We start from the raw sequence: 23,486 nt of genomic DNA, 5'->3' as shown, positions 1-23,486 counted from the left end.
GCACGCCCACCTGCACATGCCTTTTTGGCGCTCCGCATCCCGCCCGTAAAATAACCGCCAGACGGCAGCGCGAAACGAGAGACGAGACAACAGGGGGCGGCAAGCATGCAGGCATTCCAGTGGTTCAACGAACTGTCGACGCGCGAGCGCAGGACGCTGTACGCCGGATTCGGCGGCTACGCGGTCGATGCGTTCGACTTCATGATCTACTCGTTCCTGATTCCGACGCTGATCGCCACGTGGGGCATGACGAAGAGCGAGGCCGGAATGATCGCGACGAGTTCGCTGATCTCGTCGGCGCTCGGCGGCTGGGTCGCCGGCATCCTCGCCGATCGCTACGGCCGCGTCCGCGTGCTGCAGTGGACCATCGCGACGTTCGCGCTGTTCACGTGCCTGTCCGGTTTCACGCATTCGTTCTGGCAGCTGCTCGCGACGCGCACGCTGCAGGGCTTCGGCTTCGGCGGCGAATGGTCGGTCGTGACGATCATGATGGCCGAGACGATCCGCTCGCCCGAGCATCGCGCGAAAGCGGTCGGCACCGTGCAGAGCAGCTGGTCGTTCGGCTGGGGCGCGGCCGCGATCCTCTACTGGGCGTTCTTCGCGCTGCTGCCCGAGCAGCTCGCATGGCGCGCGTGCTTCTGGATCGGCATCGTGCCCGCGCTGTGGATCCTGTACATCCGCCGCAACGTCAGCGATCCGGACATCTACACGGCCACCCGCCGCGCGCGCGACGAAGGCCGCGTGTCGGGCCACTTCCTCGAGATCTTCTCGCCGCCGCACCTGCGCGCAACGCTGTTCGGCAGCGCGCTGTGCACCGGCATGCTCGGCGGCTACTACGCGATCACGACGTGGCTGCCCACCTACCTGAAGACCGTGCGCCATCTGTCGGTGTTCAACACGAGCGGCTATCTCGTCGTGCTGATCGTCGGCTCGTTCGTCGGCTACGTGGTCGGCGCGATCCTGTCCGACCGGCTCGGGCGCCGCGCGTCGTTCATCCTGTTCGCGATCGGCTCGTTCTCGCTCGGCATGGCGTACACGATGCTGCCGATCACCGACACCGCGATGCTGCTGCTCGGCTTCCCGCTCGGCATCGTCGTGCAGGGCATCTTCGCGGGCGTCGGCGCGTATCTGTCCGAGCTGTATCCGGGCGCGATCCGCGGCTCGGGCCAGGGCTTCTGCTACAACCTCGGGCGCGGGCTCGGCTCGTTCTTCCCGATCCTCGTCGGCTCGCTGTCGCAGTCGATGTCGCTCGTGAAGGCGATCGGCCTCGTCGCGGGCGGCGGCTACCTGCTCGTGATCGTCGCCGCGCTCGTGCTGCCGGAAACGCGCGGCAAGTCGCTCGCCGACGATCCGGCCGTCGCATCCTGAGCCACCGCTTCGTTCCGGAAACCGCATGCACGTGATCGTTCTCGGCGCCGGCGTGATCGGCGTCACCACCGCCTGGCACCTGCGCGAAGCAGGCTGCAACGTCACCGTGATCGAGCGCGAGGCCGACGTCGCGCAGGCGACGAGCCTCGGCAACGCGGGCGTGATCGCGCCCGGCTACGTGACGCCGTGGGCCGCGCCCGGGATGCCCGGCAAGATCCTCAAGTACCTGTTCGAGCCCGCGTCACCGTTGATCTTCCGGCCGACGCTAGACCCCGCGCAGTGGCGCTGGATCGCGCACTGGCTGCGCGAATGCGAATTCGGGCGGTTCCGCGTGAACAAGCAGCGGATGCAGCGTATCGCGTATTACAGCCGCGCGTGCCTGCACGCGTTTCGCGACCGCCACCCGTTCGATTACGGCGCGAGCCGCGGCTACCTGCAACTGCTGCGCGGCGCGTTCGACGTCGAGATGGTGCAGCCGGCGCTGAAGGTGCTGCGCGATGCCGGTATCGCGTTTCGCGAACTCGATGCGGCCGGCTGCACGGCGATCGAGCCGGGTCTGCGCTGGGCGCGGCAGGCGCCGGTCGGCGGCATCTACCTGCCCGACGACGAAGCCGGCGACTGCGCCCGCTTCACGCGCGAACTGCGGGCGCTGTGCGAAGCGAACGGCGTGACGTTCCGCTTTCGCACCGACGTGCAGGCGCTCGACGTCGAAACCGGCCGAGTGCGCGGCGTGCGGATCGTCGGCAACGGTGACGGCGACGAGGCCGGCGATCCGCGCGACCGGGCCGGCACGCATCCGCGCGCGTCGCGCACCGGCGGCAATCGTCGCGACTCGCAGCTCGCGGCCGACGCGATCGTCGTCGCGCTCGGCGTCGACAGCGCCGGCCTGCTGCGGCCGTACGGCATCGACGTGCCGCTGTATCCGGTGAAAGGCTACTCGGCGACGCTCGCGGTCGTTGACGATGAAAAGGCGCCGCGCGCCGCGCTGATGGACGAATCGCTGAAGACGGCGATCACGCGCTTCGGCCCGACGCTGCGCGTCGCGGGCACCGCGGAGCTCGGCAACCGGCACGCGGCATTGCGGCAGCAGGCGCTCGATACGCTGATGAAGGTGCTCGACGACTGGTTCCCGCACGCGGCCGATCGCGCGTCGGCACGCTTCTGGGTCGGCCGCCGGCCGATGACGCCCGACGGGCCGCCGCTGCTCGGCGCAAGCGGGATCGACGGGCTCTGGCTCAACGTCGGCCACGGCTCGACGGGTTGGGCGATGTCGATGGGTTCGGGAAAGGTGGTTGCGGATCTCGTTACCGGACGCGAGCCGGAGATCGACCTGTCGGGCCTCACGCTCGCGCGCTACGGCCGGTAGGCCGGACGCCGGGCGACACCGTCTGCGCGATGTGCTGTCGTGCTACGTGCAGCGCCCGGCCATTGCATCGCGAGCGCCGCTCACCGCACCGCTCAGCCGTCCGCCCATGCGATCGGCGCCGATACGATCGGCCGATGCGACGCGCCCTCGCGCGACAGCCGGCTTTCGAACAGCGTCAGCGCTTCGATGCGCAGCACGACCGGCCGCCCGGGCGCGCCACCGTGCGCGGGCTGTCCGACCGCGTCGCGCGGCAGCCGCGCGAGCGTCACGTGCGGCCGGAACGGCCGCCGGTCGACCGGCACGCCGAGCTCGCCCAGCAGCGCCGCCAGCCCCGAATTCAACGCGACGCAGGCGGGATCGGCCTCGAGTTCCGCGACGATCAGCCTCGCGCGCGGCAGGCTCGGCCACCACGCGATCCGCTCGACCGGCAGCAGCGGCAGCGCATGCGCGGCTGCGAGCGCGGGCAGGCGCGCGGCCAGCGCGTCGCACCGTTCCCGTTCGATCGCGCCGATGAACGCGAGCGTCATGTGCAGGTGCGCGGGCAGCGTGCGCCGCGCACCGCGGGTGACCGGCAACGCGTGCAGTGCGTCGCGCGACGCCGCATCGGGCACCAGCGCGACGAACGCACGGAGCCGGTCGCCGTTCATGACCCGCTCACCGCGGCGCGCGGCGCGCTCGCCGCGTCGGCCGAAGCGGGACGCTGCGGCAGCGGGCCGTGCTCGCCCCACACGTCGGCCGGCAGCACGCGCGCAAGCTCCGGGATCGTGTTGCGCGTGAACACCGGATCGGCGATGCCTGCCGCGCGCTGGCGGCGATAGTCGGCCCACGCGGCGTGCGCATACTTGCCGAGCGCGAGGATCGCGATCAGGTTGATGATCGCCATCAGCCCCATGCTCGTATCGGCCATCGCCCACACGAGCGGCAGTTGCCCGACGCTGCCGAACATCACCATCCCGAGCACCGCGACGCGGAACAGCGGCAGCACGCCGCGCCGCTTCGTGATGAATTCGACGTTGCCTTCCGCATACGCGTAGTTGCCGATCACCGACGAGAACGCGAGGAAGAAGATCGCGACGGCCATGTAGATGCCGCCCCAGTCGCCGACGTGGCTCGAGATCGCGCGCTGCGTGAGCGCGGCACCCTCCATGCCGGTGCCGAGTTCGTACTGGCCCGACAGCAGGATGACGAATGCGGTCGCGCTGCAGATCACGATCGTGTCGACGAACACGCCGAGCATCTGGATCAGCCCCTGCGTGACGGGATGCCGCGTGCTCGCGGTTGCGGCCGCGTTCGGCGCACTGCCCATCCCTGCTTCGTTCGAGAACAGCCCGCGCTTCACGCCGATCGCGATCGCCTGGCTGACCGCATAGCCCGTCAGGCCGCCCGCCGCCTGCTCGAGGCCGAACGCGCTCTTCACGATCAGTGCGATCACGCCCGGCACCAGTGCGATGTGCGTGGCGACCGCGTAGACCGCGAGCGCGAGGTAGCCGATCGCCATCAGCGGCACGATCACCTGCGCGACCGTCGCGATGCGGCGAATGCCGCCGAAGATGATCGGCGCGCTCAGCAGCACGAGACCGAGGCCGACCGTCTCGCGGCTCCAGCCGAACGACGTATGGAACGCGTCGGCGATCGCGTTGGCCTGCACCGCGTTGAACACGAAGCCGAACGCGAGGATCAGCGACAGTGAGAACAGCACGCCGAAGCCGCGCGAACGCAGGCCGGTCTGGATGTAGTACGCGGGGCCGCCGCGATAGCTGCCGTCCGGGTGCGACACCTTGAAGATCTGCGCGAGCGTCGCCTCGACGAATGCGGACGACATCCCGACGAGCGCCGTCATCCACATCCAGAAGATCGCGCCCGGCCCGCCGACCGTCAGCGCGACCGCGACACCGGCGATGTTGCCAGTGCCGACGCGGCTCGCGAGCCCGGTCGCGAACGCCTGGAACGACGAGATGCTGCCCGGTTCGCCCTTGCTGCCGACCAGTTTCATGCTGAGGAACAGCGCCTTCAACTGGATCATCCGGAACCGCAACGTGAACCACGCACCGGCGCCGAGCAGCAGCGCGATCAGCACGTAGTTCCACAACACGCCATTGATGGCGTCGATCAGCCCATGCACGAATGCTTCCATCCAGAGTCCTTGTAAATAGGGTCGGTCATATGCGGCAGCCGCGGACGCGGCCTGAGAGGCGACATGATATGACAGTTCTCAAGAATTATTACAAAATGAAAGGATTCGGCATCATGACAAATCAAGGGACCGATCTCTCCTGATCAGATGCGTCAACACGCCCCCGTCACCTTGGACACTCTCCCGTGACTGTTTGACACATTGCTCAGTCAACAGGACACGCAGAGGAAAGTGTTTCCGCATTTCGACTTTTCTCGGCCCTTACCCGGACGATACACAGCGGTAGCCGATCGGTCGACCAACCACGCGTCCTCAGCATCCCCACATCCCTAGCCGGCGCCCGGCTAATTCCGAGACAAGGAAGCGCGGTCGCATGCTCTCGGGAATCTCTTTTGATTTCGCTTCGTAGAAGTGTTCCGGACGACTCCTCCACGAATACGTGCCGGACAAACTCCTTGCAGGCAGCAAAAAAAAATATAACCGTCTCATTCTCAGGCATGCGAATCAACCATCGAAATCAACACTGCACGGGATATGAAATGACGAAGCATAACTCTTTGAAACAGACAAGCCACGCCTCTGAAGAAAAGCAACAGCCTTTGACGCGACGACGTCTTCTGGTCGCGTCAACCGTGCTCCCGTTTGGCACGCTGCTGAAGCACGCGACGGCCATGGCTCAGAACAACGTCCTCCCGCCCATCGAGATCACAGCACCGAGGCCGCCCGACTTTAATTTTGGCGATTTCGGTATCAAGGTAAACGAAATTCCCGGCGCCAACCCCGGCGCCGGAATGCCGGCACCTTCAATTTGCTTCAATCAGTACTGCACATCGAATTTCATGTTGCTTTTTGCGAACACGGGCAACATGATCCGCGCCACCGAGATGTTTCTCAAACATCTCCAAGTCTTCGGGGGCAACGACACAAAATTCTGGCGCAATCAATTAATGCTGGTGGGCGGCTTCACTCCTTGGCTGGCCATCGGTGGCTACAAATATTTGCCTGGCGCCAATCAATACGGATTCAATTTTGAACCTGGAACATATGCCAACATCACTGCGCTATTTGGCATCTATATCGGACAATCAAGCGGCATCCCGCCAACGAGCACATTCGCGTCGTACGGCAATCCGCTGATGTTCGTCGAAGCACTCAATCATTGGATACACGGAGACGGAACTCAACGAACCGTTCATATTGAATCACTCAACTTGAAGATGAGCATCCTCGATTTCTCGGAAATATCGAGAGCCATCGAAAATCCCGGGTATGGCCCCGGCATCTACTCGTTCGACACCGGTTTCAGCACCAACATCTTCAATCACGGGACAAAGGATCTCTGGAGTGCCGCAGTCTTTGGGCGAGTATCCGGCAGGGTACGTGGCACGCTTGAAATGCTGGAGGACGATACATATCGATTCGTCGGTTACTACTCACTCAATCCCGACAAGTTCGATGCAGATCCTTCAAACCGACCATTTCTGCAGGAGGCTGCGACGACGTTCCTATCCAAGCTCGGAGCCACCCTGGGACATAAGGACTATCAAATCAACTTTTTCGGTGAAAAAAGTCTCACGTTCTCTGGCCAACGACCTGTCAAGAATGCAGGCACACGCCCCCCGCAGGCAGTCCATAGGCCGTCGTTCGGTGGACTGATGCGACCGACTCGCTAGCAGGCCCCCGGGCGGCTCCGAAAATTCGACTGCCCGGGTCAACCGTCATTTTTTTCATGCCCACGTTGAGCACCTCATGATTTCCAGAGTCATACGCGGAATCCTACGGCTAGTTCTCTGGTTGGTTATCGCAGCGATCGGCACCTATGCGCTACTGTTCGTCGTCGTCGCGACTTCCCGATATGAGCGGACCGAAGGCAGTTGCCCTGACATGTCTCTCGATACGCTACGAAACAAGGTCCTGTTACGTCTCGAGGAACAAGGAATACCGCTGGACAGCATCCGGTTCGACGGAGCGCCGCAGTATCACGCATGGAAACTGGGCATGTGGGAATTCCCCCTGCTCATTGTCGAAACCAGATACATCGCGATGATCGACTGCAACGAACAGCTTTCAAGCTATTGGCAAGTCAAAGATCAGCCGGTCGACAAAACCGGACAAGCTCAGGATCGCCGATAACTTCAGAAATAAAAAAACCGGGCGCCCTTTCGGACGCCCGGTTCTCATCGAAACCCGCTCGCGCTATTCAGCTCAGCGCGGCAGTTCCGAATGCCCCATCAGGTACGCATCGACCGAGCGCGCGCACTGGCGGCCTTCGCGGATCGCCCACACCACGAGCGACTGGCCGCGACGCATGTCGCCCGCCGCGAACACCTTGTCTACCGACGTATAGTACGAGCGATCGCCTTCGGTCGCCGCGCGCGCATTGCCACGTGCGTCCTTCGCCACGCCGAACGCGTCGAGCACGGGCGCCGCCGGCTGCGTGAAGCCCATCGCGAGCAGCACGAGGTCGGCCTTCATCTCGAACTCGGAACCCGGCACTTCCTGCATCTTGCCGTCCTTCCACTCGACGCGCACCGCGATCAGCTTTTCGACCTTGCCGTTCTTGCCTTCGAGGCGCTTCGTCGCGACCGCCCAGTCACGCTCGCAACCTTCCTCGTGCGACGACGACGTGCGCAGCTTGATCGGCCAGTACGGCCACACGAGCGGCTTGTTTTCCTCTTCCGGCGGCTGCGGCAGCAGCTCGAACTGCGTGACCTGCTTCGCGCCGTGACGATTCGACGTGCCGACGCAGTCCGAACCGGTGTCGCCGCCGCCGATCACGATCACGTGCTTGCCCTTCGCGAGCAGCTGGTCGGCGAGCTTGTCGCCCGCGTTCACGCGGTTCTGCTGCGGCAGGAAGTCCATCGCGAAATGGACACCCGCGAGTTCGCGGCCCGGCACCGGCAGGTCGCGCGGCGTTTCCGACCCGCCCGCGATCACGACCGCGTCGAATTCTTCCTTCAGCGTGTCCGGCGAGATGGTTTCCTTCGCGAGACTGCCGATCGACTCGGGCAGCGGATCCTTGCCGATGAACACGCTGGTGCGGAACGTCACGCCTTCCGCTTCCATCTGGCGCATGCGGCGGTCGATCAGCCACTTCTCGAGCTTGAAGTCGGGGATCCCGTAGCGCAGCAGGCCGCCGACGCGATCGTTCTTCTCGAACACCGTCACGTCGTGGCCCGCACGCGCGAGCTGCTGCGCGGCGGCGAGGCCCGCGGGGCCCGAACCGACGACCGCGACCTTCTTGCCCGTCTTGTGCTCGGCCGGCAGCGGCTTCACCCAGCCTTCCGCCCAGGCCTTGTCGATGATCGCGTGCTCGATCGACTTGATGCCGACCGGGTCGTCGTTGATCCCGAGCGTGCACGCCGCTTCGCACGGCGCCGGGCAGATGCGGCCCGTGAATTCCGGGAAGTTGTTGGTCGAATGCAGGACTTCGATCGCCTGCTGCCAGTCCTGGCGGTAAACGAGATCGTTGAAGTCCGGAATGATGTTGTTGACCGGGCAGCCGTTGTTGCAGAACGGGATGCCGCAATCCATGCAGCGCGCGCCCTGGACCTTCGCGTCCGCGTCGGTCAGTGCCGCGACGAATTCCTTGTAGTGCTTCACGCGCGTGAGCGGTGCTTCGTACGCCTCGTGGCGGCGTTCGAACTCCAGAAAACCGGTTGCCTTGCCCATAAGGTGCTCTTCTGTTCGGTGTATCGGGTGGGGGAGCCGCGCGCGGCCATCAGGCGCGCGCGGCATTCGCTGTGTCGTTCGTCGCTCAGGCGGCCAGTTCTTCCTTCGCCGCCTTCTTCGCACCGATCTCGCCCAGCGCGCGCTTGTATTCGTGCGGGAACACCTTCACGAACTGGCGGCGCGCCGCGTCCCAGTTTTCCAGCAGCGACTTCGCGCGCGGCGAACCCGTGAACTGGAAATGACGCTCGACGAGCCCCTTGAGCAGCGCTTCGTCCGTCGTGCCCGCGTGCCAGAGAGCGCGGTCGACCGTACGCTCCTGCTCGGCCTGCTGCAGCACCGGCTCGAGCGCGACCATCGACTTGTTGCACTTCGCCGCGAACGTGCCTTCCGGATCGTAGATGTAGGCGAGACCGCCCGACATGCCGGCCGCGAAGTTGCGCCCCGTCTCGCCGAGCACGACGACCGTGCCGCCCGTCATGTATTCGCAACCGTGGTCGCCCGTGCCTTCGACGACCGCCGTCGCGCCCGAGTTGCGCACGCAGAAGCGCTCGCCCGCGACGCCGCGGAAGAATGCTTCGCCTTCGATCGCGCCGTACATCACCGTGTTGCCGCAGATGATGTTTTCCTCGGACTTGCCGCGGAAGTCGTTGGTCGGACGGATGATGATCCGGCCGCCCGACAGGCCCTTGCCGACGTAGTCGTTGCCGTCGCCGACGAGGTCGAGCGTCACGCCCTTCGCGAGGAACGCGCCGAAGCTCTGGCCGGCCGTGCCCTTCAGCTGGATGTGCACCGCGTCGTCGGCCAGGCCGTCGTGGCCGTGCTTCTTCGCGATCACGCCCGACAGCATCGCGCCGACCGTACGGTTCACGTTGCGCACCGGCTGGATGAACGACACATGCTCGCCGTTCTCGATCGCGGCCTTCGCCTTCTCGATCAGCACGTGGTCGAGCGCGCGCTCGAGGCCGTGATCCTGCACGTCGACGTGACGGCGCGCGACGTCTTCGCACTCTTCCGGCTGGTAGAACACGCGCGAGAAGTCGAGGCCCTTCGCCTTCCAGTGCTCGATGCCCTTGCGGGTGTCGAGCAGGTCGGCGCGGCCGATCAGGTCGTCGAACTTCGCGATGCCGAGCTGCGCCATGATTTCGCGCACTTCCTCGGCGACGAAGAAGAAGTAGTTCACGACGTGCTCGGGCTGGCCCTTGAACTTCGCACGCAGCACCGGATCCTGCGTCGCGACGCCGACCGGGCACGTGTTCAGGTGGCACTTGCGCATCATGATGCAGCCTTCGACGACGAGCGGCGCCGTCGCGAAGCCGAATTCGTCCGCGCCGAGCAGCGCGCCGATCACGACGTCGCGGCCCGTCTTCATCTGGCCGTCGGCCTGCACGCGGATGCGCCCGCGCAGGCGGTTCAGCACCAGCGTCTGCTGCGTTTCGGCGAGGCCCAGCTCCCACGGCGTGCCGGCGTGCTTGACCGACGACAGCGGCGATGCGCCCGTGCCGCCGTCATGGCCGGCGATCACGACGTGATCGGCCTTCGCCTTCGCGACACCGGCCGCGACGGTACCGACACCCACTTCCGACACGAGCTTCACGGAGATGCTCGAGCTCGGGTTCACGTTCTTCAGGTCGTGGATCAGCTGTGCCAGATCCTCGATCGAGTAGATGTCGTGGTGCGGCGGCGGCGAGATCAGGCCGACGCCCGGCACCGAGTAACGCAGCTTGCCGATGTATTCGGACACCTTGTGGCCCGGCAGCTGGCCGCCTTCGCCCGGCTTCGCGCCCTGCGCCATCTTGATCTGGATCTGGTCGGCCGACGCGAGGTACTCGGCGGTGACGCCGAAGCGGCCCGATGCGACCTGCTTGATCTTCGAGCGCAGCGAATCGCCGTCCTTCAGCGGAATGTCGCTGACGATCTCGTCGCCGATCACCGACTTCAGCGTCTCGCCCGACTTGATCGGAATGCCGCGCAGTTCGTTGCGATAGCGCTTTTCGTCCTCGCCGCCTTCGCCGGTGTTCGACTTGCCGCCGATCCGGTTCATCGCGATCGCAAGCGTCGCGTGCGCTTCGGTGCTGATCGAACCGAGCGACATCGCGCCCGTCGCGAAGCGCTTGACGATGTCCTTCGCCGGCTCGACGTCGTCGATCGGGATCGCCTTGGTCGGCTCGACCTTGAACTCGAACAGGCCACGGAACGTCATGTGCCGCTTGGTCTGGTCGTTGATCAGGTGCGCGTATTCCTTGTACGTCTGGTACGAGTTGCTGCGCGTCGCATGCTGGAGCTTCGCGATCGAATCCGGCGTCCACATGTGGTCTTCGCCGCGCACGCGGTACGCGTACTCGCCGCCCGCGTCGAGCATGTCGCGCAGGACCGGGCTGTCGCCGAACGCGTCGCGGTGCAGGCGGATCGCCTCTTCCGCGACTTCGAACAGCCCGATGCCGCCGACCTTCGACGCCGTGCCCTTGAAGTACTTCTCGACGAGGTCGCTCGACAGGCCGAGCGCTTCGAAGATCTGCGCGCCCGTGTACGACATGTAGGTCGAGATGCCCATCTTCGACATCACTTTCTGCAGGCCCTTGCCGACCGCCTTCGTGAAGTTGTAGACGGCCTTCTCCGGCGACAGGTCGCCCGGCAGCCCTTCGGCCATCTTCGCGAGCGTTTCCATCGCGAGATACGGGTGCACGGCTTCCGCGCCGTAGCCCGCGAGCAGCGCGAAGTGGTGCGTTTCGCGCGCGGAGCCCGTCTCGACGACGAGGCCCGTGCTCGTGCGCAGCCCTTGCTGGACGAGGTGCGTGTGGATCGCCGACGTGGCGAGCAGCGCCGGAATCGCGACGTGCTCGGCGTCCGTCTTGCGGTCCGACACGATCAGCATGTTGTAGCCCGACTTCACCGCGTCGACGGCTTCCGCGCACAGCGACGCGAGGCGCGCCTCGATGCCTTCCTTGCCCCACGCGACCGGGTAGCAGATGTTCAGTTCGTACGCGCTGAACTTGCCGCCCGTGTACTGGTCGATCGCGCGGATCTTCGCGATGTCCTTGAAGTCGAGCACCGGCTGCGACACTTCGAGACGCATCGGCGGGTTGATGTTGTTCGTGTCGAGCAGGTTCGGCTTCGGGCCGATGAACGACACGAGCGACATGACCATGTTCTCGCGGATCGGGTCGATCGGCGGGTTCGTGACCTGCGCGAACAGCTGCTTGAAGTAGTGATAGAGCGTCTTGTTCTTGTTCGACATCACCGCGAGCGGCGAGTCGTTGCCCATCGAGCCGACCGCTTCCTCGCCCTGCTGCGCCATCGGCGCCATCAGGAACTTCAGGTCTTCCTGCGTATAGCCGAACGCCTGCTGGCGGTCGAGCAGCGCGGCGCCCTGCGTACGGCCGGCCGCGACGTCCTCGGCCTTCGGCTCGATCTCGTCGAGCTTGATGCGCACGGCGTCGATCCAGCTCTTGTACGGCTTCGCGTTCGCGAGGTTGTCCTTCAGTTCCTTGTCGTCGATGATGCGGCCGTGTTCCATGTCGATCAGGAACATCTTGCCCGGCTGCAGGCGCCACTTCTTGACGATCTTCGATTCGGGAATCGGCAGCGTGCCGGCTTCCGACGCCATGATGACGAGGTCGTCGTCGGTCACGATGTAGCGCGCCGGACGCAGGCCGTTACGGTCGAGCGTCGCGCCGATCTGGCGGCCGTCGGTGAAGGCGATCGCGGCCGGGCCGTCCCACGGCTCCATCATCGCGGCGTGGTATTCGTAGAACGCGCGGCGGTTCTCGTCCATCAGCGTGTGCTGTTCCCACGCTTCCGGGATCATCATCATCACGGCGTGCACGAGCGGGTAGCCGGCCATCACCAGCAGTTCGAGACAGTTGTCGAACGACGCGGTATCGGACTGGCCCGGATAGATCAGCGGCCACAGCTTCGGAAGGTCGTCGGCCAGCACGTGCGACGCAATCGCGCCGGTACGCGCGTTCAGCCAGTTCACGTTGCCCTTCACGGTGTTGATCTCGCCGTTGTGCGCGATCATCCGGTACGGGTGAGCCAGCTCCCACGCCGGGAACGTGTTGGTCGAGAAGCGCTGGTGCACGAGCGCGAGCGCCGACACGACGCGCGGGTCCTGCAGGTCGCGGTAGTACACGCCGACCTGGCCCGCGAGCAGCAGCCCCTTGTAGACGATCGTGCGCGCCGACATCGACGGCACGAAGTATTCCTTGCCGTGCTTGAGCTTCAGCGCCTGGATGCGGTGGCTCGCGGTCTTGCGGATCACGTACAGCTTCCGCTCGAGCGCGTCGGTCACCATGATGTCCTTGCCGCGGCCGATGAAGATCTGGCGGATCAGCGGCTCGCTCGCCTTCACGGTCGGCGAAATCGGCATCGTATGGTCGACCGGCACGTCGCGCCAGCCGAGCACGACCTGACCTTCAGCCCGCACCGTCCGCTCGAGCTCCTGCTCGCACGCGAGACGCGATGCGTTTTCCTTCGGCAGGAAGATCATCCCAACCCCGTATTCGCCGGCCGGCGGCAGCGTCACGCCCTGCTTCGACATTTCCTCGCGATAGAACGCGTCCGGAATCTGGATCAGGATGCCCGCGCCGTCGCCCATCAGCGGATCGGCGCCGACCGCGCCGCGGTGATCGAGGTTCTCGAGGATCTTCAGACCCTGCTGAATGATCTCGTGGCTCTTCTTGCCCTTGATGTGAGCGACGAAGCCGACGCCGCAGGCGTCGTGTTCGTTTTGCGGGTCGTACAGACCTTGTGCGGCGGGCACCGCGGCGAGCGGCTGCTGGTGGTCGTTCATGGGGACACCGTCGTAAAGGGGGCCTGGAGGCCGTTGAACCATTTTCTTGTTGCCGTCGATCCCGCTCCCGACAGGAGACGGCACGGCCGACAGTGGATGGGCATGCTTCGCCCGGGCCACCGGAATTCGGAATATACGCGACGAATCAAAGGAATAGCAACAAAAACCGCTTGATCGAACCCCAATTAAATCAATGCCTTGATCTGGTGCCGTTTTATTGGGGTCGTATCGATTTGGTGCAAAAAAGAAGCGGCGCCCGCTGCGCCGCTTCCTGATTCGCCTTTCCGTGTTACTGCTGGGCCGGCGGTGTATTTTCACGCACCTTTCTGGGGCGTCCGCGCGGCAGCGGCGATACGCGCCGGTTCGCGGTACGCGCCGCCCACTCGCGGTAATTCTCGCCGCCGAGCACCCAGCCCTTCAGCGTCGCCTGTTGCAACTGGTCGGCCTGCCGCTCGTCGAGCGGCTGCTCGCACAGCTCCTTGTACGCACGCTGGCGGTCGAACGGCGTATTGCCGAGCGCCCAGTAGAGCGGATGGTCGGTGATCAGGCTGTCGACGGTGAGCCCGACGTGGTGCCGGTAGCTCGACCAGCGATAGGCCTCGGGCGTCGCGACGAGCTGCGCGCGCACCGGACTCATCTCGACCACGCGGCTCGCGAGCAGGAAATAGCGCTCGCCTTCGATCACGGTCGCGCGATAGCGGCCTTCCCACAGGGTGCCGCGCCGCGAATAGCGCCGGTTGAAATGGGCGACGTAGCGGCGGCCGACGGCCTGCATCGCTTTCGGCAGGCTCGCCTCGTCGCTCGGCGTCACGAGGAGTTGCACCTGGCGCGGCAGCAGCACGTAGGCGTGCACCGACAGGTGATGATCGCGCGCGGCGGCCTTCAGGCAATCGATGAAGAGTTCGTAGTCCTGGTCGTCGACGAACGCGGGTTGCTGATCCAGGCCGCGCAGTATCACGTGCTGCGGCTGGTCGGGAACGTAGAGTCGTGCTAACCGTGCCATGCTGAATGTCCGTTTGAACGCGTTAGGAAATACCCGGAGGTCCGAAAATGCGCACCTGCATAGAATGCCTGTCCCCGCGGGGCGTGAAAGCGTACGGTCGTACGAAACCTAGGGAGAAAACTCTAACTTACGAGCTTGTTTGGTTTTAAACGCTGTCGTCATAATGAGCACGCCTTTGATCGGAGGAGACACAATGAAACGAAAACTGGCCATTACGGGGGCCGCAGCGCTCGCATTTGCTTTCGCGGGCGGTACGGCACATGCACAATCCGCAGGTGATTTCTACGTCAGCACCGGCTGGCTCCACCTGGCCCCGCAAGACAAGAGCGACCCGCTCTACGTGTACGGCGTCGGCGGTACGCCCATCAATCAGTCCATTCCCAATACCGGCGCGGGGATCACCGATGCCGACACGCTCGGCCTCGCAACCGGATACTTCATTACCGACCACCTCTCCACCGAGCTCGTCATGGGGATACCGCCGAAGTTCGACATTACCGGCAAGGGTCAGTTCGACAAGTTCGGCGTGCTCGGCCGCGCGTATCAGTGGAGCCCTGCCGTCCTGCTTCGCTACCACTTCAACGACGCCAACGCGAAGTTCCGTCCGTATGTCGGCATCGGCGCGACGTATGTGTGGTTCACCGGCGCGAAGATCACGAACAGCAGCTTCGAGAACGGCGTGCTCGGCGGCCCGACCAGCGCGACGACCAGCAACCAGTGGGCGCCCGTCTTCAACGCCGGCTTCACGTACAACTTCACGAAACACTGGTTCGCCGGCCTGTCGCTTTCGTACATCCCGGTCAGCGTGACCGCGACCTTCACGACGGCCCGCCGCACGCCGGTCGGTACGCTCACGGAAACGTCGAAGGCCCACATCTCGCTGAACCCGATCGTGACGTACCTGAACGTCGGCTACCGCTTCTAAGCGTAGTCGAATATTTGGGGAATGGTTAATCCTGCTGCAATTTGTAGCGGAATTTTCGTGACGTAACGTCTCCACGATCCAAAACGCCCCGGCGGAAATCCCGTCGGGGCGTTGCTTTTTCGCGTCAGGACCGTTCGGATGCCGGCTTTGCCGGCCGCCGTGGCAATCGTCAGACGATGTCGATGTCGTCCAGCGCGGCGGGCCCGATCAGGTCGATCCGGTCCGTGCAGACCGCGTCGACGCCCCAGCGCGCGAGTTCGCGCGCCCGTTCGAGGTCGTTCACCGTGTAAACCAGGATGCGCAGCCCCGCCGCCTTGATCGCGCGCACCAGCGGTTCGTCGAGCCGTTTGTGGTCTGCATGCAACGAAACGCAGTCGAGCGCACCGACCACCTGCGCATGCCAGTCGTCCGGCACGGCCTCATAGAGCATCCCGCGCGGCAGCGCCGGCGCCGTCGCGCGCGCCGCTTGCATCGCATCGAACGAGAACGACGACAGCAACGGCGCAATGGCCGCATCGCGCCAGTACGCGGCCGCATCGGCCGCCACGCGCCGCCCGGTCTCGTGCTCGCGCCCCGGACACGGCTTGATCTCGACGTTCGCGGCCAGCCCGTGCGCGATGCAGCGCGCCGCCGCCGCGTCGAGCGTCGGCATCCGCTCGCCCGCGAAGCGCGCATCGCGCCACGCGCCCGCGTCGAGCGCGGCCAGCGCCGCATAACGCATGCCCGCCGCCGCACCCGTGCCGTTCGACGTGCGGTCGACCGTGTCGTCGTGCAGCAGGAACGTCACGTCGTCGGCCGACAGCTTCGCGTCGAACTCGACCATCCGGTGGCCGCGCCGCGCGGCCTCGTCGAGCCCGGCAAGCGTGTTCTCCGGCGCGAGCGTGCCGCCGCCGCGATGGGCGACGACGCGCGGATAGGGCCAGTCGGTGCGAAGGGTCATCGTCGGTCTCTCGGCGGATGCAACAGGTCAGCCGGCGCGCTTGCCGGTCTCGGGATCGAAGAAATGCAGCCGGTGCGCGGGCAGCGCGGCCGCCAGCGGCGTGCCCCGCGCGGGTCGGTCCGCATGCGGCAGGCGCACCGCGACGTCGTGATTGCCCCAGCGGCCGTGCGCGAGGTTGTCCGCGCCGAGCAGCTCGCACGAATCGACCGGCAGCGCGGCCTGCGCGACGCCCGGCTGCGGCGTCATGTGCTCGGGCCGCACGCCAAGCACCCAGTCGCGCCCGGTGGCGATCTCGGTGCCGATGCCGGGCGCGCCGGCCACCGGCAGCGCGGGGCCGCCGCCCGCGACCGTGAAGGTCGCGCCGTCTTCCGACAGCCGGCCGTGCATCAGGTTCATCGCGGGCGAGCCGATGAAGCCCGCGACAAACACCGTCGCCGGCTTCTCGTACACGTCGACCGGCGCGCCGATCTGCTCCGCGTAGCCGCGGTTCATCACGATCACGCGCTGCGCGAGCGTCATCGCCTCGATCTGGTCGTGCGTCACGTAGACGCTCGTCGTCGCGAGCCGCGCATGCAGCCGCTGGATCTCGAGCCGCATCTGCACGCGCAGCTTCGCGTCGAGGTTCGACAACGGCTCGTCGAACAGGAACACCGCCGGCTCGCGCACGATCGCGCGCCCCATCGCGACGCGCTGCCGCTGGCCGCCCGACAGCTCGCGCGGCCGCCGCGCGAGCAGCGGCTCGAGTTCGAGGATCTTCGCGGCTGCGGCGACCCGCGAATCGATCGTCGCGCGGTCGATCCCGCGGATCTTCAGCCCGTAGCCCATGTTCTGCGCGACCGTCATGTGCGGGTACAGCGCATAGTTCTGGAACACCATCGCGATGTCGCGGTCCTTCGGCTCCAGCGCGTTGACCACGCGATCGCCGATCGCGATCTCGCCGTCGGTCACGGTCTCGAGCCCCGCGATCATCCGCAGCAACGTCGACTTGCCGCAGCCCGACGGCCCGACCAGCACGACGAATTCGCCGTCGGCGATCTCCACGTCGATGCCGTGCAGCACGTGCTGCTTGCCGTCGTAGGATTTCCTGACGCCCTTCAAGCTCAGCGCAGCCATTCTTGGTCTTTCTCCCGGTTGCCGTCCGTCATTCATTTCTCGGAATCGACGAGGCCGCGCACGAACCAGCGCTGCATCGCCAGCACGACGACGAGCGGCGGGATCATGCCCAGCAGCGTCGCCGCCATCACGTATTGCCATTCGGTCGCGGCGTCGCCGCTCGCGATCATCGTCTTGATGCCCACCACCGCCGTCGACAGCGACGCTTCCGTCGTGATCAGGATCGGCCACAGATACTGGTTCCAGCCGTAGATGAACGTGATCACGAACAGCGCCGCGATGCTCGTCTTCGACAGCGGCAGCACGACGTCCCAGAAGAACCGCAGCGGCCCAGCGCCGTCGATGCGCGCGGCATCCATCAGCTCGTCGGGCAGCGTCATGAAGAACTGGCGGAACAGGAACGTCGCGGTTGCCGACGCGATCAGCGGCAGCGTGAGCCCCGCGTAGGTGTTCGTCAGATGCAGCGTCGACACGACCTGCACGGTCGGGAAGATCCGCACCTCGACCGGCAGCATCAGCGTGATGAAGATCAGCCAGAACGCCGTGTTGCGGAACGGGAAGCGGAAATAGACGATCGCGTAGGCGGACAGGATCGACACGGCGATCTTGCCCACCGCGATCCCGAGCGCCATCACGAAGCTGTTCACGAGCAGGCGGCCGAACGGCGCGGTCGTGCCGCCGCTGCCGTGCCCCCAGATGTACGCGACGTTCTCGAACAGGTGCGTGCTCGGCACGAGCGACAGCGGCACCGTGAACACTTCCTGCGCGTTCATCGTCGCCGCGCAGAACGCGACGTAGACGGGAAACACGATCAGCACGACGCCCGCGACCAGCACCGCGTGGCAGAACAGGTCGAAGCCCTTGCGATTTTCGATCATGCGTATTGCACCCTGCGTTCGACGAAGCGGAACTGGATCACCGTGAGCCCGACGACGATGATCATCAGCACGACCGATTGCGCGCCCGAGCTGCCGATGTCGAGCCCCTGAAAGCCCTCCGCGAAGATCTTGTAGATCAGCGTCTTCGTGCTCTGCGCCGGGCCGCCGCCGGTGGCCGCGTCGATCACCGGGAACGTGTCGAAGAATGCGTAGACGAGGTTCACGACCAGCAGGAAGAAGCTGGTGGGCGACAGCAGCGGCAGCACGATGTTGAAGAAGCGCCGCACGGGCCCCGCACCGTCGATCGCGGCCGCCTCGATCAGCGAGCGCGGGATCGCCTGCAGGCCCGCGTAGAAGAACAGGAAGTTGTAGCTCACCTGCTTCCACACCGACGCGAGCACGACCAGGAACATCGCCTGGCCGCCGTTCAGCGCGTGGTTCCACACGATGCCGTTCTTCGCGAGCGCATACGTGATCAGGCCGATGCTCGGGTTGAACAGGAACGCCCACAGCACGGCGGCGATCGTCGGGGCGACCGCGTACGGCCAGATCAGCAGCGTGCGGTACACGCGCGCGCCGCGGATCACGCGGTCCGCGCACGCGGCGAGCAGCAGCGACACGACGAGCCCGCTTACGGTGACGAGCGAACTGAACACGAGCGTCGTGCGAAACGAATCGAGATACAGCGGATCGGCGAACAGGTGCGTGAAGTTCGCGAGGCCGACGAATTCGCTCGACGTGCCGAACGCATCCTGCGTCTGCGTCGACTGCCACAGCGCGACGCCGGCCGGCCACAGGAAGAACACGGCGGTGATCGCGAGCTGCGGCGCGATCAGCAGGTACGGCAACAGGCTCGTACCGAAACGGGAACGGGATTGCATCGCGGATATCCGGTCAGGCGCAACGGAAAGGGGCCGCGCCGCCGGCCCGCGCGTGCATCCGTACCGGATGCGACGCGGCCGGCGGCGCGAAGCGATGCGGGCTCAGCCGCCCGACTTCTCGAAGCGGCGCAGCAGCTCGTCGCCGCGCGACGCAGCGGAATCGAGCGCGTCCTTCGGCGACTTCTTCTGCGCCCAGACCTGCTCGAACTCCTCGTCGACCACCGTGCGGATCTGCGGCATGTTGCCCAGGCGCAGCCCCTTCGTGTACGGCAGCGGCGGCTTGTTCAGCATCTGCTTGATCGCGGTTTCGGCGCTCGGGTTCTTCGCGTAGAAGCCCTGCTGGCGCGTCAGGTCGTACGCGGCCGTCGTGACCGGCAGGTAGCCTGTGTCCTGGTGCCACTTCGCGGCGACGGCAGGCGACGCCAGATACGCGAGGAATTTCGCGACGCCCTTGTAGGTCGCCGGATCCTTGCCGGCCAGCACCCACAGGCTCGCGCCGCCGATGATCGCGTTCTGCGGCGCGCCCTTCACGTTCGCGTCGTACGGCATCATGCCGGTGCCGTAGCTGAACTTCGCGAACTTCTGCACGTTCGCGAGCGCGCCCGACGACGTCGTCATGATCCCGCAGTCACCGCTGTAGAACTTCGCCGACGCTTCGTCCTTGCGGCCCGCGTACGTGAACGTGCCGTCCTTCGCCATCTGCTGCAGGAACGAGACGTGTGCGATCTGCTGCGGCTTGTTGAATTCGAGCACCGCGTCGGACCCGTCGAAGCCGTTGTTGCGGCTCGCGAACGGCAGCCCGTGCCAGGCGCTGTAGTTTTCGAGTTGGATCCAGCCCTGCCAGCCGGTCGTGAAGCCGCACGCCATCCCCGACTTGCGCAGCTTCTCCGCATCGGCCTTCACGTCGGCCCACGTCTTCGGCGGCTGGTTCGGATCGAGGCCGGCCTTCTTGAACGCGTCCTTGTTGTAGTACAGCACCGGCGTCGAGCTGTTGAACGGCATCGACACGAGATGGCCCGTCTTCGCGTCGCTGTAGTAACTCGCGATGGTCGGCACGAACCCCTTTTCGTCGAGCGGCACGCCGGCCTGCTTGAACACGTCGTAGACGGGCACGACGGCCTTCTTCGCCTGCATCATCGTCGCGGTGCCGACTTCATAGACCTGGAGGATCGCCGGCGCGTTGCCGCTGCGATAGGCCGCGATGCCGGCCGCGAGCGCCTGGTCGTAGGTGCCCTTGAACACCGGCACGATCTTGTAGTCGCTCTGCGACGCATTGAACTGGTCGGCGATCGCGTTGACCCGCTCGCCGAGCGCGGCCTCCATCGCGTGCCAGAACTGGATTTCCGTCGCGGCGAGCGCCACGTGCTGCACCCCGAACATCAGCGCGCCGCCCAGCGCGATCGAACGAACCAGTGTCCCCGCAGGCTTATTCTTCATCGACCTCTCCTATGAAAACGTTACCAACAGCGTGTGCAACATTCCCGTCGCCATTGAACCGGCGAAGTCTAGTGATCGTTTGTGACAGTCAGTTGTCGTTGATGACGAACAGGCGCTGATACTCCTTCAGCGCGAAGCGGTCGGTCATGCCGGCGATATAGTGTGCGACGAGACGCGGCTGATGCGCGGCATCGTCGGACTGGTACGGCGGCGGCAGCAGCCGCGGATCGTCGATGAACGCATCGAACAGCCCGGTGACGACGCGCTGGGCCTTGCTCGCCATGCGCATCACCTTGTAATGGCGGTAGAGGTTCTTGAAGAGGAACCGCTTGAGGGCGGCCGCCTGCGCGGCCACCGTTTCGCTGTGCGACACGAGCGGCGGCGCGGCGCGCACGTCGTCGAGCGACGCGGGGGCGACGCGCGCGAGATTGCGCGTCGTCTCGTCGATCAGGTCGACGATCAGCGTGTTGATGATGCGGCGCACCGTTTCGTGCACGAGCCGGCGGCCTTCGAGATGCGGGAATTCGGCGAGCGCCGCCTCGTAATGGCGCTGCCACAGCTCGACTTCGGCGAGCTGTTCGATCGTGATCAGGCCGGAGCGCAGGCCGTCGTCGACGTCGTGGTTGTTGTACGCGATTTCGTCGGCGATGTTCGCGAGCTGCGCTTCGAGCGACGGCTGGCGGCCCTGCAGGAAGCGCTCGCCGAGCGCGCCGAGCTTGCGCGCATTCTCGCGCGAGCAGTGCTTCAGGATGCCTTCGCGCGTCTCGAAGCACAGGTTCAGCCCGTTGAACGCGCCGTAATGCTCCTCGAGCTCGTCGACGACCGCGAGGCTCTGCAGGTTGTGCTCGAAGCCGCCGTGCTCGCGCATGCACGCATTCAGCGCGTCCTGCCCGGCATGGCCGAACGGCGTATGGCCGAGATCGTGCGCGAGCGAGATCGCCTCGACGAGATCCTCGTTCAGCCGCAGGTTGCGCGCGACCGAACGCGCGATCTGCGCGACTTCGAGGCTGTGCGTGAGGCGCGTGCGGAACAGGTCGCCTTCGTGATTGACGAAGACCTGCGTCTTGTATTCGAGCCGCCGAAACGCGGTCGAATGGACGATGCGGTCGCGGTCGCGCTGGAATTCGGTGCGTGCCGCCGGCGGCGTTTCCGGATGGCGACGGCCGCGCGACTGCGACGCGTGGGCGGCATACGGAGCGAGATGGGCTTCCAGCGCCGCCAGCGTCGGCGGCTCGGCCACCGGCGCAGCGGATGCGCGGCCGGCTTCGGGCAATGTGCTGCTGGATGTCTCGCTCACGTCTCCTCCATGTCTGGGGCGCCGGGGCGTCCGGGCCGCCGTTAGCGGGTCGTCTGTGCCAGTGTAGCGAACACGGCTTCGTCCGGCGCCTGCGTGATCACCGTATCGCCGAATCGCTTCAGCAGGATGAACTTGATCGCGCCGGCCTCGGCCTTCTTGTCGACGCGCATCAGGTCCATGTAGCGTGCGTCGCCGAGCGCGGGCGCGCGGGTCGGCAGGTGCGCGGCCGCAATCACCGCGTCGAGGCGCCGCCGCGACGCTTCGTCGAACAGGCCGAGCCGCACCGACAGGTCGCCGGCCATCACCATCCCGCAGCCGACTGCCTCGCCGTGCAGCCACTCGCCGTAGCCGAGCCCCGCCTCGATCGCGTGGCCGAACGTGTGGCCGAAGTTCAGGATCGCGCGCAGGCCGCCTTCGCGTTCGTCGGCCGCCACCACGCTCGCCTTGATCTCGCACGAGCGCTTCACCGCGTGCGCGAGCGCGGCCGGTTCGCGGCGGTTCAGCGCGTCGACGTTCGCCTCGATCCAGTCGAAGAATTCCGCATCGGCGATCGCGCCGGTCTTGATGATCTCGGCCACGCCGGCCGCCAGCTCGCGATCGGGCAGCGTGGTCAGCGCGCCGATGTCCGCGATCACGGCCTGCGGCTGGTAGAACGCGCCGATCATGTTCTTGCCGAGCGGATGGTTGATGCCCGTCTTGCCGCCGACCGACGAATCGACCTGCGACAGCAGCGTCGTCGGCACCTGGATGAACGGCACGCCGCGCATGTAGCACGCGGCGGCAAAGCCCGTCATGTCGCCGACCACGCCGCCGCCGAGCGCGACGAGCGTCGTCTTGCGATCCGCGTGATCGGTCAGCAGGCCGTCGAAGATCAGGTTCAGCGTTTCCCAGTTCTTGTACGCCTCGCCGTCGGGCAGCACGACCGTCGACACGCGCTTGCCGAGCGGCGCGAGCGCCGCGCGCAGCACGTCGCCGTAGAGCGGATCGACCGTCGTGTTCGTGACGATCGTGACGGACGAGCCCTTGATGTGAGGCGCGAACAGCTCGGTGCGCCCGATCAGGCCGGCACCAATGTGAATCGGATAGGCGCGCTCGCCCAGGTCGACGTTGACAGTAATCATGCTTGTAGCGGCTTGGCGATGACGCCTGCCAGTTCGAGTTGCATCAGCACCATGTTGACGAGACCGTTGACCGACGGACGGCCGGTCTCGATGACGAAATCCGCGCATTCGCGGTACAGCGGGTCGCGCACTTCGTACAGCGCTTCGAGACGCCCCTTCGGGTCGTCGGTCTGCAACAGGGGGCGGTTCTTGTCCTTGCGCGTGCGCAGCCACAGATCGTGCGGATTGGCGCGCAGGTAGACGACGACGCCGTTGCTTTTCAGGCAGTCGCGATTTTCCGGGCGCAGCACCGCGCCGCCGCCCGTCGCGAGCACGATGTTCTCGCGCTGCGTGAGATCGGCAATCACCTGGGTTTCGCGATCGCGAAATCCGGCCTCGCCCTCCAGTTCGAAGATCACCGGAATGCGCGCGCCCGTGCGGGCCTCGATTTCGTGGTCGGAGTCGAAGAACGTCCTGTCGAGACGACGCGCGACCGCACGGCCCACGGTGGTCTTACCCGCTCCCATAAGGCCGACGAAAAATACGTTTGCATGTGGGTCCCGCGCTTGCAACGGCTTCCTCT

General features: G+C 65.7%; 18 protein-coding genes. 5 read left to right on the top strand and 13 right to left on the bottom strand.

Going from position 1 to position 23,486, the window contains the following annotated elements; all coding sequences use genetic code 11:
• Nucleotides 1-105 precede the first annotated feature (105 nt).
• Both WJ16_RS01670 and WJ16_RS01665 read left to right on the top strand, forming a co-directional pair.
• Complete coding sequence (locus WJ16_RS01670) at nucleotides 106-1,368, top strand: MFS transporter (RefSeq protein WP_069255564.1); 1,263 nt, start codon at nucleotides 106-108, stop codon at nucleotides 1,366-1,368.
• 25 nt (nucleotides 1,369-1,393) lie between these two features.
• Entirely contained in the window at nucleotides 1,394-2,734 is a 1,341-nt protein-coding gene (locus WJ16_RS01665) for a D-amino acid dehydrogenase (RefSeq protein WP_069255563.1), read from the top strand.
• A 92-nt stretch (nucleotides 2,735-2,826) separates the two neighbouring features.
• On the opposite strand, the gene thpR is transcribed toward WJ16_RS01665, so the two are convergent.
• Nucleotides 2,827-3,381, bottom strand: coding sequence for an RNA 2',3'-cyclic phosphodiesterase (gene thpR, locus WJ16_RS01660; RefSeq protein WP_069255562.1), 555 nt, complete (start codon nucleotides 3,379-3,381; stop codon nucleotides 2,827-2,829).
• Entirely contained in the window at nucleotides 3,378-4,868 is a 1,491-nt protein-coding gene (locus WJ16_RS01655; protein ID WP_069255561.1) for an alanine/glycine:cation symporter family protein, read from the bottom strand. The genes thpR and WJ16_RS01655 overlap by 4 nt, the downstream gene beginning before the upstream one ends.
• A 539-nt stretch (nucleotides 4,869-5,407) precedes the next feature.
• On the opposite strand from WJ16_RS01655, the gene WJ16_RS32680 reads away from it, so the two are divergent.
• Nucleotides 5,408-6,541 (top strand): lipid II-degrading bacteriocin, encoded by a 1,134-nt coding sequence (locus WJ16_RS32680; protein WP_076605852.1) that lies wholly within the window; start codon nucleotides 5,408-5,410, stop codon nucleotides 6,539-6,541.
• Nucleotides 6,542-6,617: 76 nt separating this feature from the next.
• Entirely contained in the window at nucleotides 6,618-7,001 is a 384-nt protein-coding gene (locus WJ16_RS01650; protein WP_069255560.1) for a hypothetical protein, read from the top strand.
• A gap of 72 nt (nucleotides 7,002-7,073) precedes the next feature.
• Here the strand turns inward: WJ16_RS01650 and WJ16_RS01645 are convergent, their stop codons facing one another.
• The 3 genes from WJ16_RS01645 to WJ16_RS01635 all read right to left on the bottom strand — a co-directional run bounded on the left by WJ16_RS01645 (nucleotide 7,074) and on the right by WJ16_RS01635 (nucleotide 14,332).
• On the bottom strand, nucleotides 7,074-8,540 hold the full coding sequence (locus tag WJ16_RS01645) for a glutamate synthase subunit beta (protein WP_069255559.1): 1,467 nt from the start codon (nucleotides 8,538-8,540) through the stop codon (nucleotides 7,074-7,076).
• 85 nt (nucleotides 8,541-8,625) lie between these two features.
• Nucleotides 8,626-13,329, bottom strand: a complete 4,704-nt coding sequence (locus WJ16_RS01640) for a glutamate synthase-related protein (protein ID WP_069255558.1) — start codon at nucleotides 13,327-13,329, stop codon at nucleotides 8,626-8,628.
• A 289-nt stretch (nucleotides 13,330-13,618) separates the two neighbouring features.
• Entirely contained in the window at nucleotides 13,619-14,332 is a 714-nt protein-coding gene (locus WJ16_RS01635; RefSeq protein WP_069255557.1) for a transposase, read from the bottom strand.
• Between the two features lie 193 nt (nucleotides 14,333-14,525).
• Here WJ16_RS01635 and WJ16_RS01630 point away from each other — a divergent pair, with 193 nt between their 5' ends.
• Nucleotides 14,526-15,257: an OmpW/AlkL family protein gene (locus WJ16_RS01630; protein ID WP_069255556.1), complete on the top strand. Its 732-nt coding sequence runs from the start codon at nucleotides 14,526-14,528 to the stop codon at nucleotides 15,255-15,257.
• A 169-nt stretch (nucleotides 15,258-15,426) separates the two neighbouring features.
• Here WJ16_RS01630 and ugpQ read toward each other — a convergent pair whose 3' ends face one another.
• The 8 genes from ugpQ to aroK all read right to left on the bottom strand — a co-directional run bounded on the left by ugpQ (nucleotide 15,427) and on the right by aroK (nucleotide 23,475).
• The gene (gene ugpQ, locus WJ16_RS01625; RefSeq protein WP_069255555.1) at nucleotides 15,427-16,197 is read right to left on the bottom strand and encodes a glycerophosphodiester phosphodiesterase; all 771 of its coding nucleotides are present in this window, start codon (nucleotides 16,195-16,197) and stop codon (nucleotides 15,427-15,429) included.
• A 27-nt stretch (nucleotides 16,198-16,224) separates the two neighbouring features.
• Complete coding sequence (locus WJ16_RS01620) at nucleotides 16,225-17,310, bottom strand: sn-glycerol-3-phosphate import ATP-binding protein UgpC (RefSeq protein WP_069255554.1); 1,086 nt, start codon at nucleotides 17,308-17,310, stop codon at nucleotides 16,225-16,227.
• 32 nt (nucleotides 17,311-17,342) lie between these two features.
• Nucleotides 17,343-18,188, bottom strand: coding sequence for a sn-glycerol-3-phosphate ABC transporter permease UgpE (gene ugpE, locus WJ16_RS01615; RefSeq protein ID WP_069255553.1), 846 nt, complete (start codon nucleotides 18,186-18,188; stop codon nucleotides 17,343-17,345).
• Complete coding sequence (gene ugpA / locus WJ16_RS01610; protein ID WP_069255552.1) at nucleotides 18,185-19,069, bottom strand: sn-glycerol-3-phosphate ABC transporter permease UgpA; 885 nt, start codon at nucleotides 19,067-19,069, stop codon at nucleotides 18,185-18,187. Before ugpA ends, ugpE begins: the two co-directional genes overlap by 4 nt.
• A gap of 102 nt (nucleotides 19,070-19,171) precedes the next feature.
• Nucleotides 19,172-20,506: a sn-glycerol-3-phosphate ABC transporter substrate-binding protein UgpB gene (gene ugpB / locus WJ16_RS01605; protein ID WP_069255551.1), complete on the bottom strand. Its 1,335-nt coding sequence runs from the start codon at nucleotides 20,504-20,506 to the stop codon at nucleotides 19,172-19,174.
• A gap of 88 nt (nucleotides 20,507-20,594) precedes the next feature.
• Nucleotides 20,595-21,803: a deoxyguanosinetriphosphate triphosphohydrolase gene (locus WJ16_RS01600; protein ID WP_069255550.1), complete on the bottom strand. Its 1,209-nt coding sequence runs from the start codon at nucleotides 21,801-21,803 to the stop codon at nucleotides 20,595-20,597.
• A 41-nt stretch (nucleotides 21,804-21,844) separates the two neighbouring features.
• Nucleotides 21,845-22,924, bottom strand: coding sequence for a 3-dehydroquinate synthase (gene aroB / locus WJ16_RS01595; protein ID WP_069255549.1), 1,080 nt, complete (start codon nucleotides 22,922-22,924; stop codon nucleotides 21,845-21,847).
• Nucleotides 22,921-23,475, bottom strand: a complete 555-nt coding sequence (gene aroK / locus WJ16_RS01590; protein ID WP_069257922.1) for a shikimate kinase AroK — start codon at nucleotides 23,473-23,475, stop codon at nucleotides 22,921-22,923. The genes aroB and aroK overlap by 4 nt, the downstream gene beginning before the upstream one ends.
• Nucleotides 23,476-23,486 lie beyond the last annotated feature (11 nt).

Source organism: Burkholderia metallica (assembly GCF_001718555.1).
In the GTDB taxonomy this organism is placed as follows: Bacteria; Pseudomonadota; Gammaproteobacteria; order Burkholderiales; family Burkholderiaceae; genus Burkholderia; species Burkholderia metallica.
The sequence above is the reverse complement of the archived record's forward strand: the minus strand, read 5'-3'. Positions and strand labels throughout refer to the sequence as shown.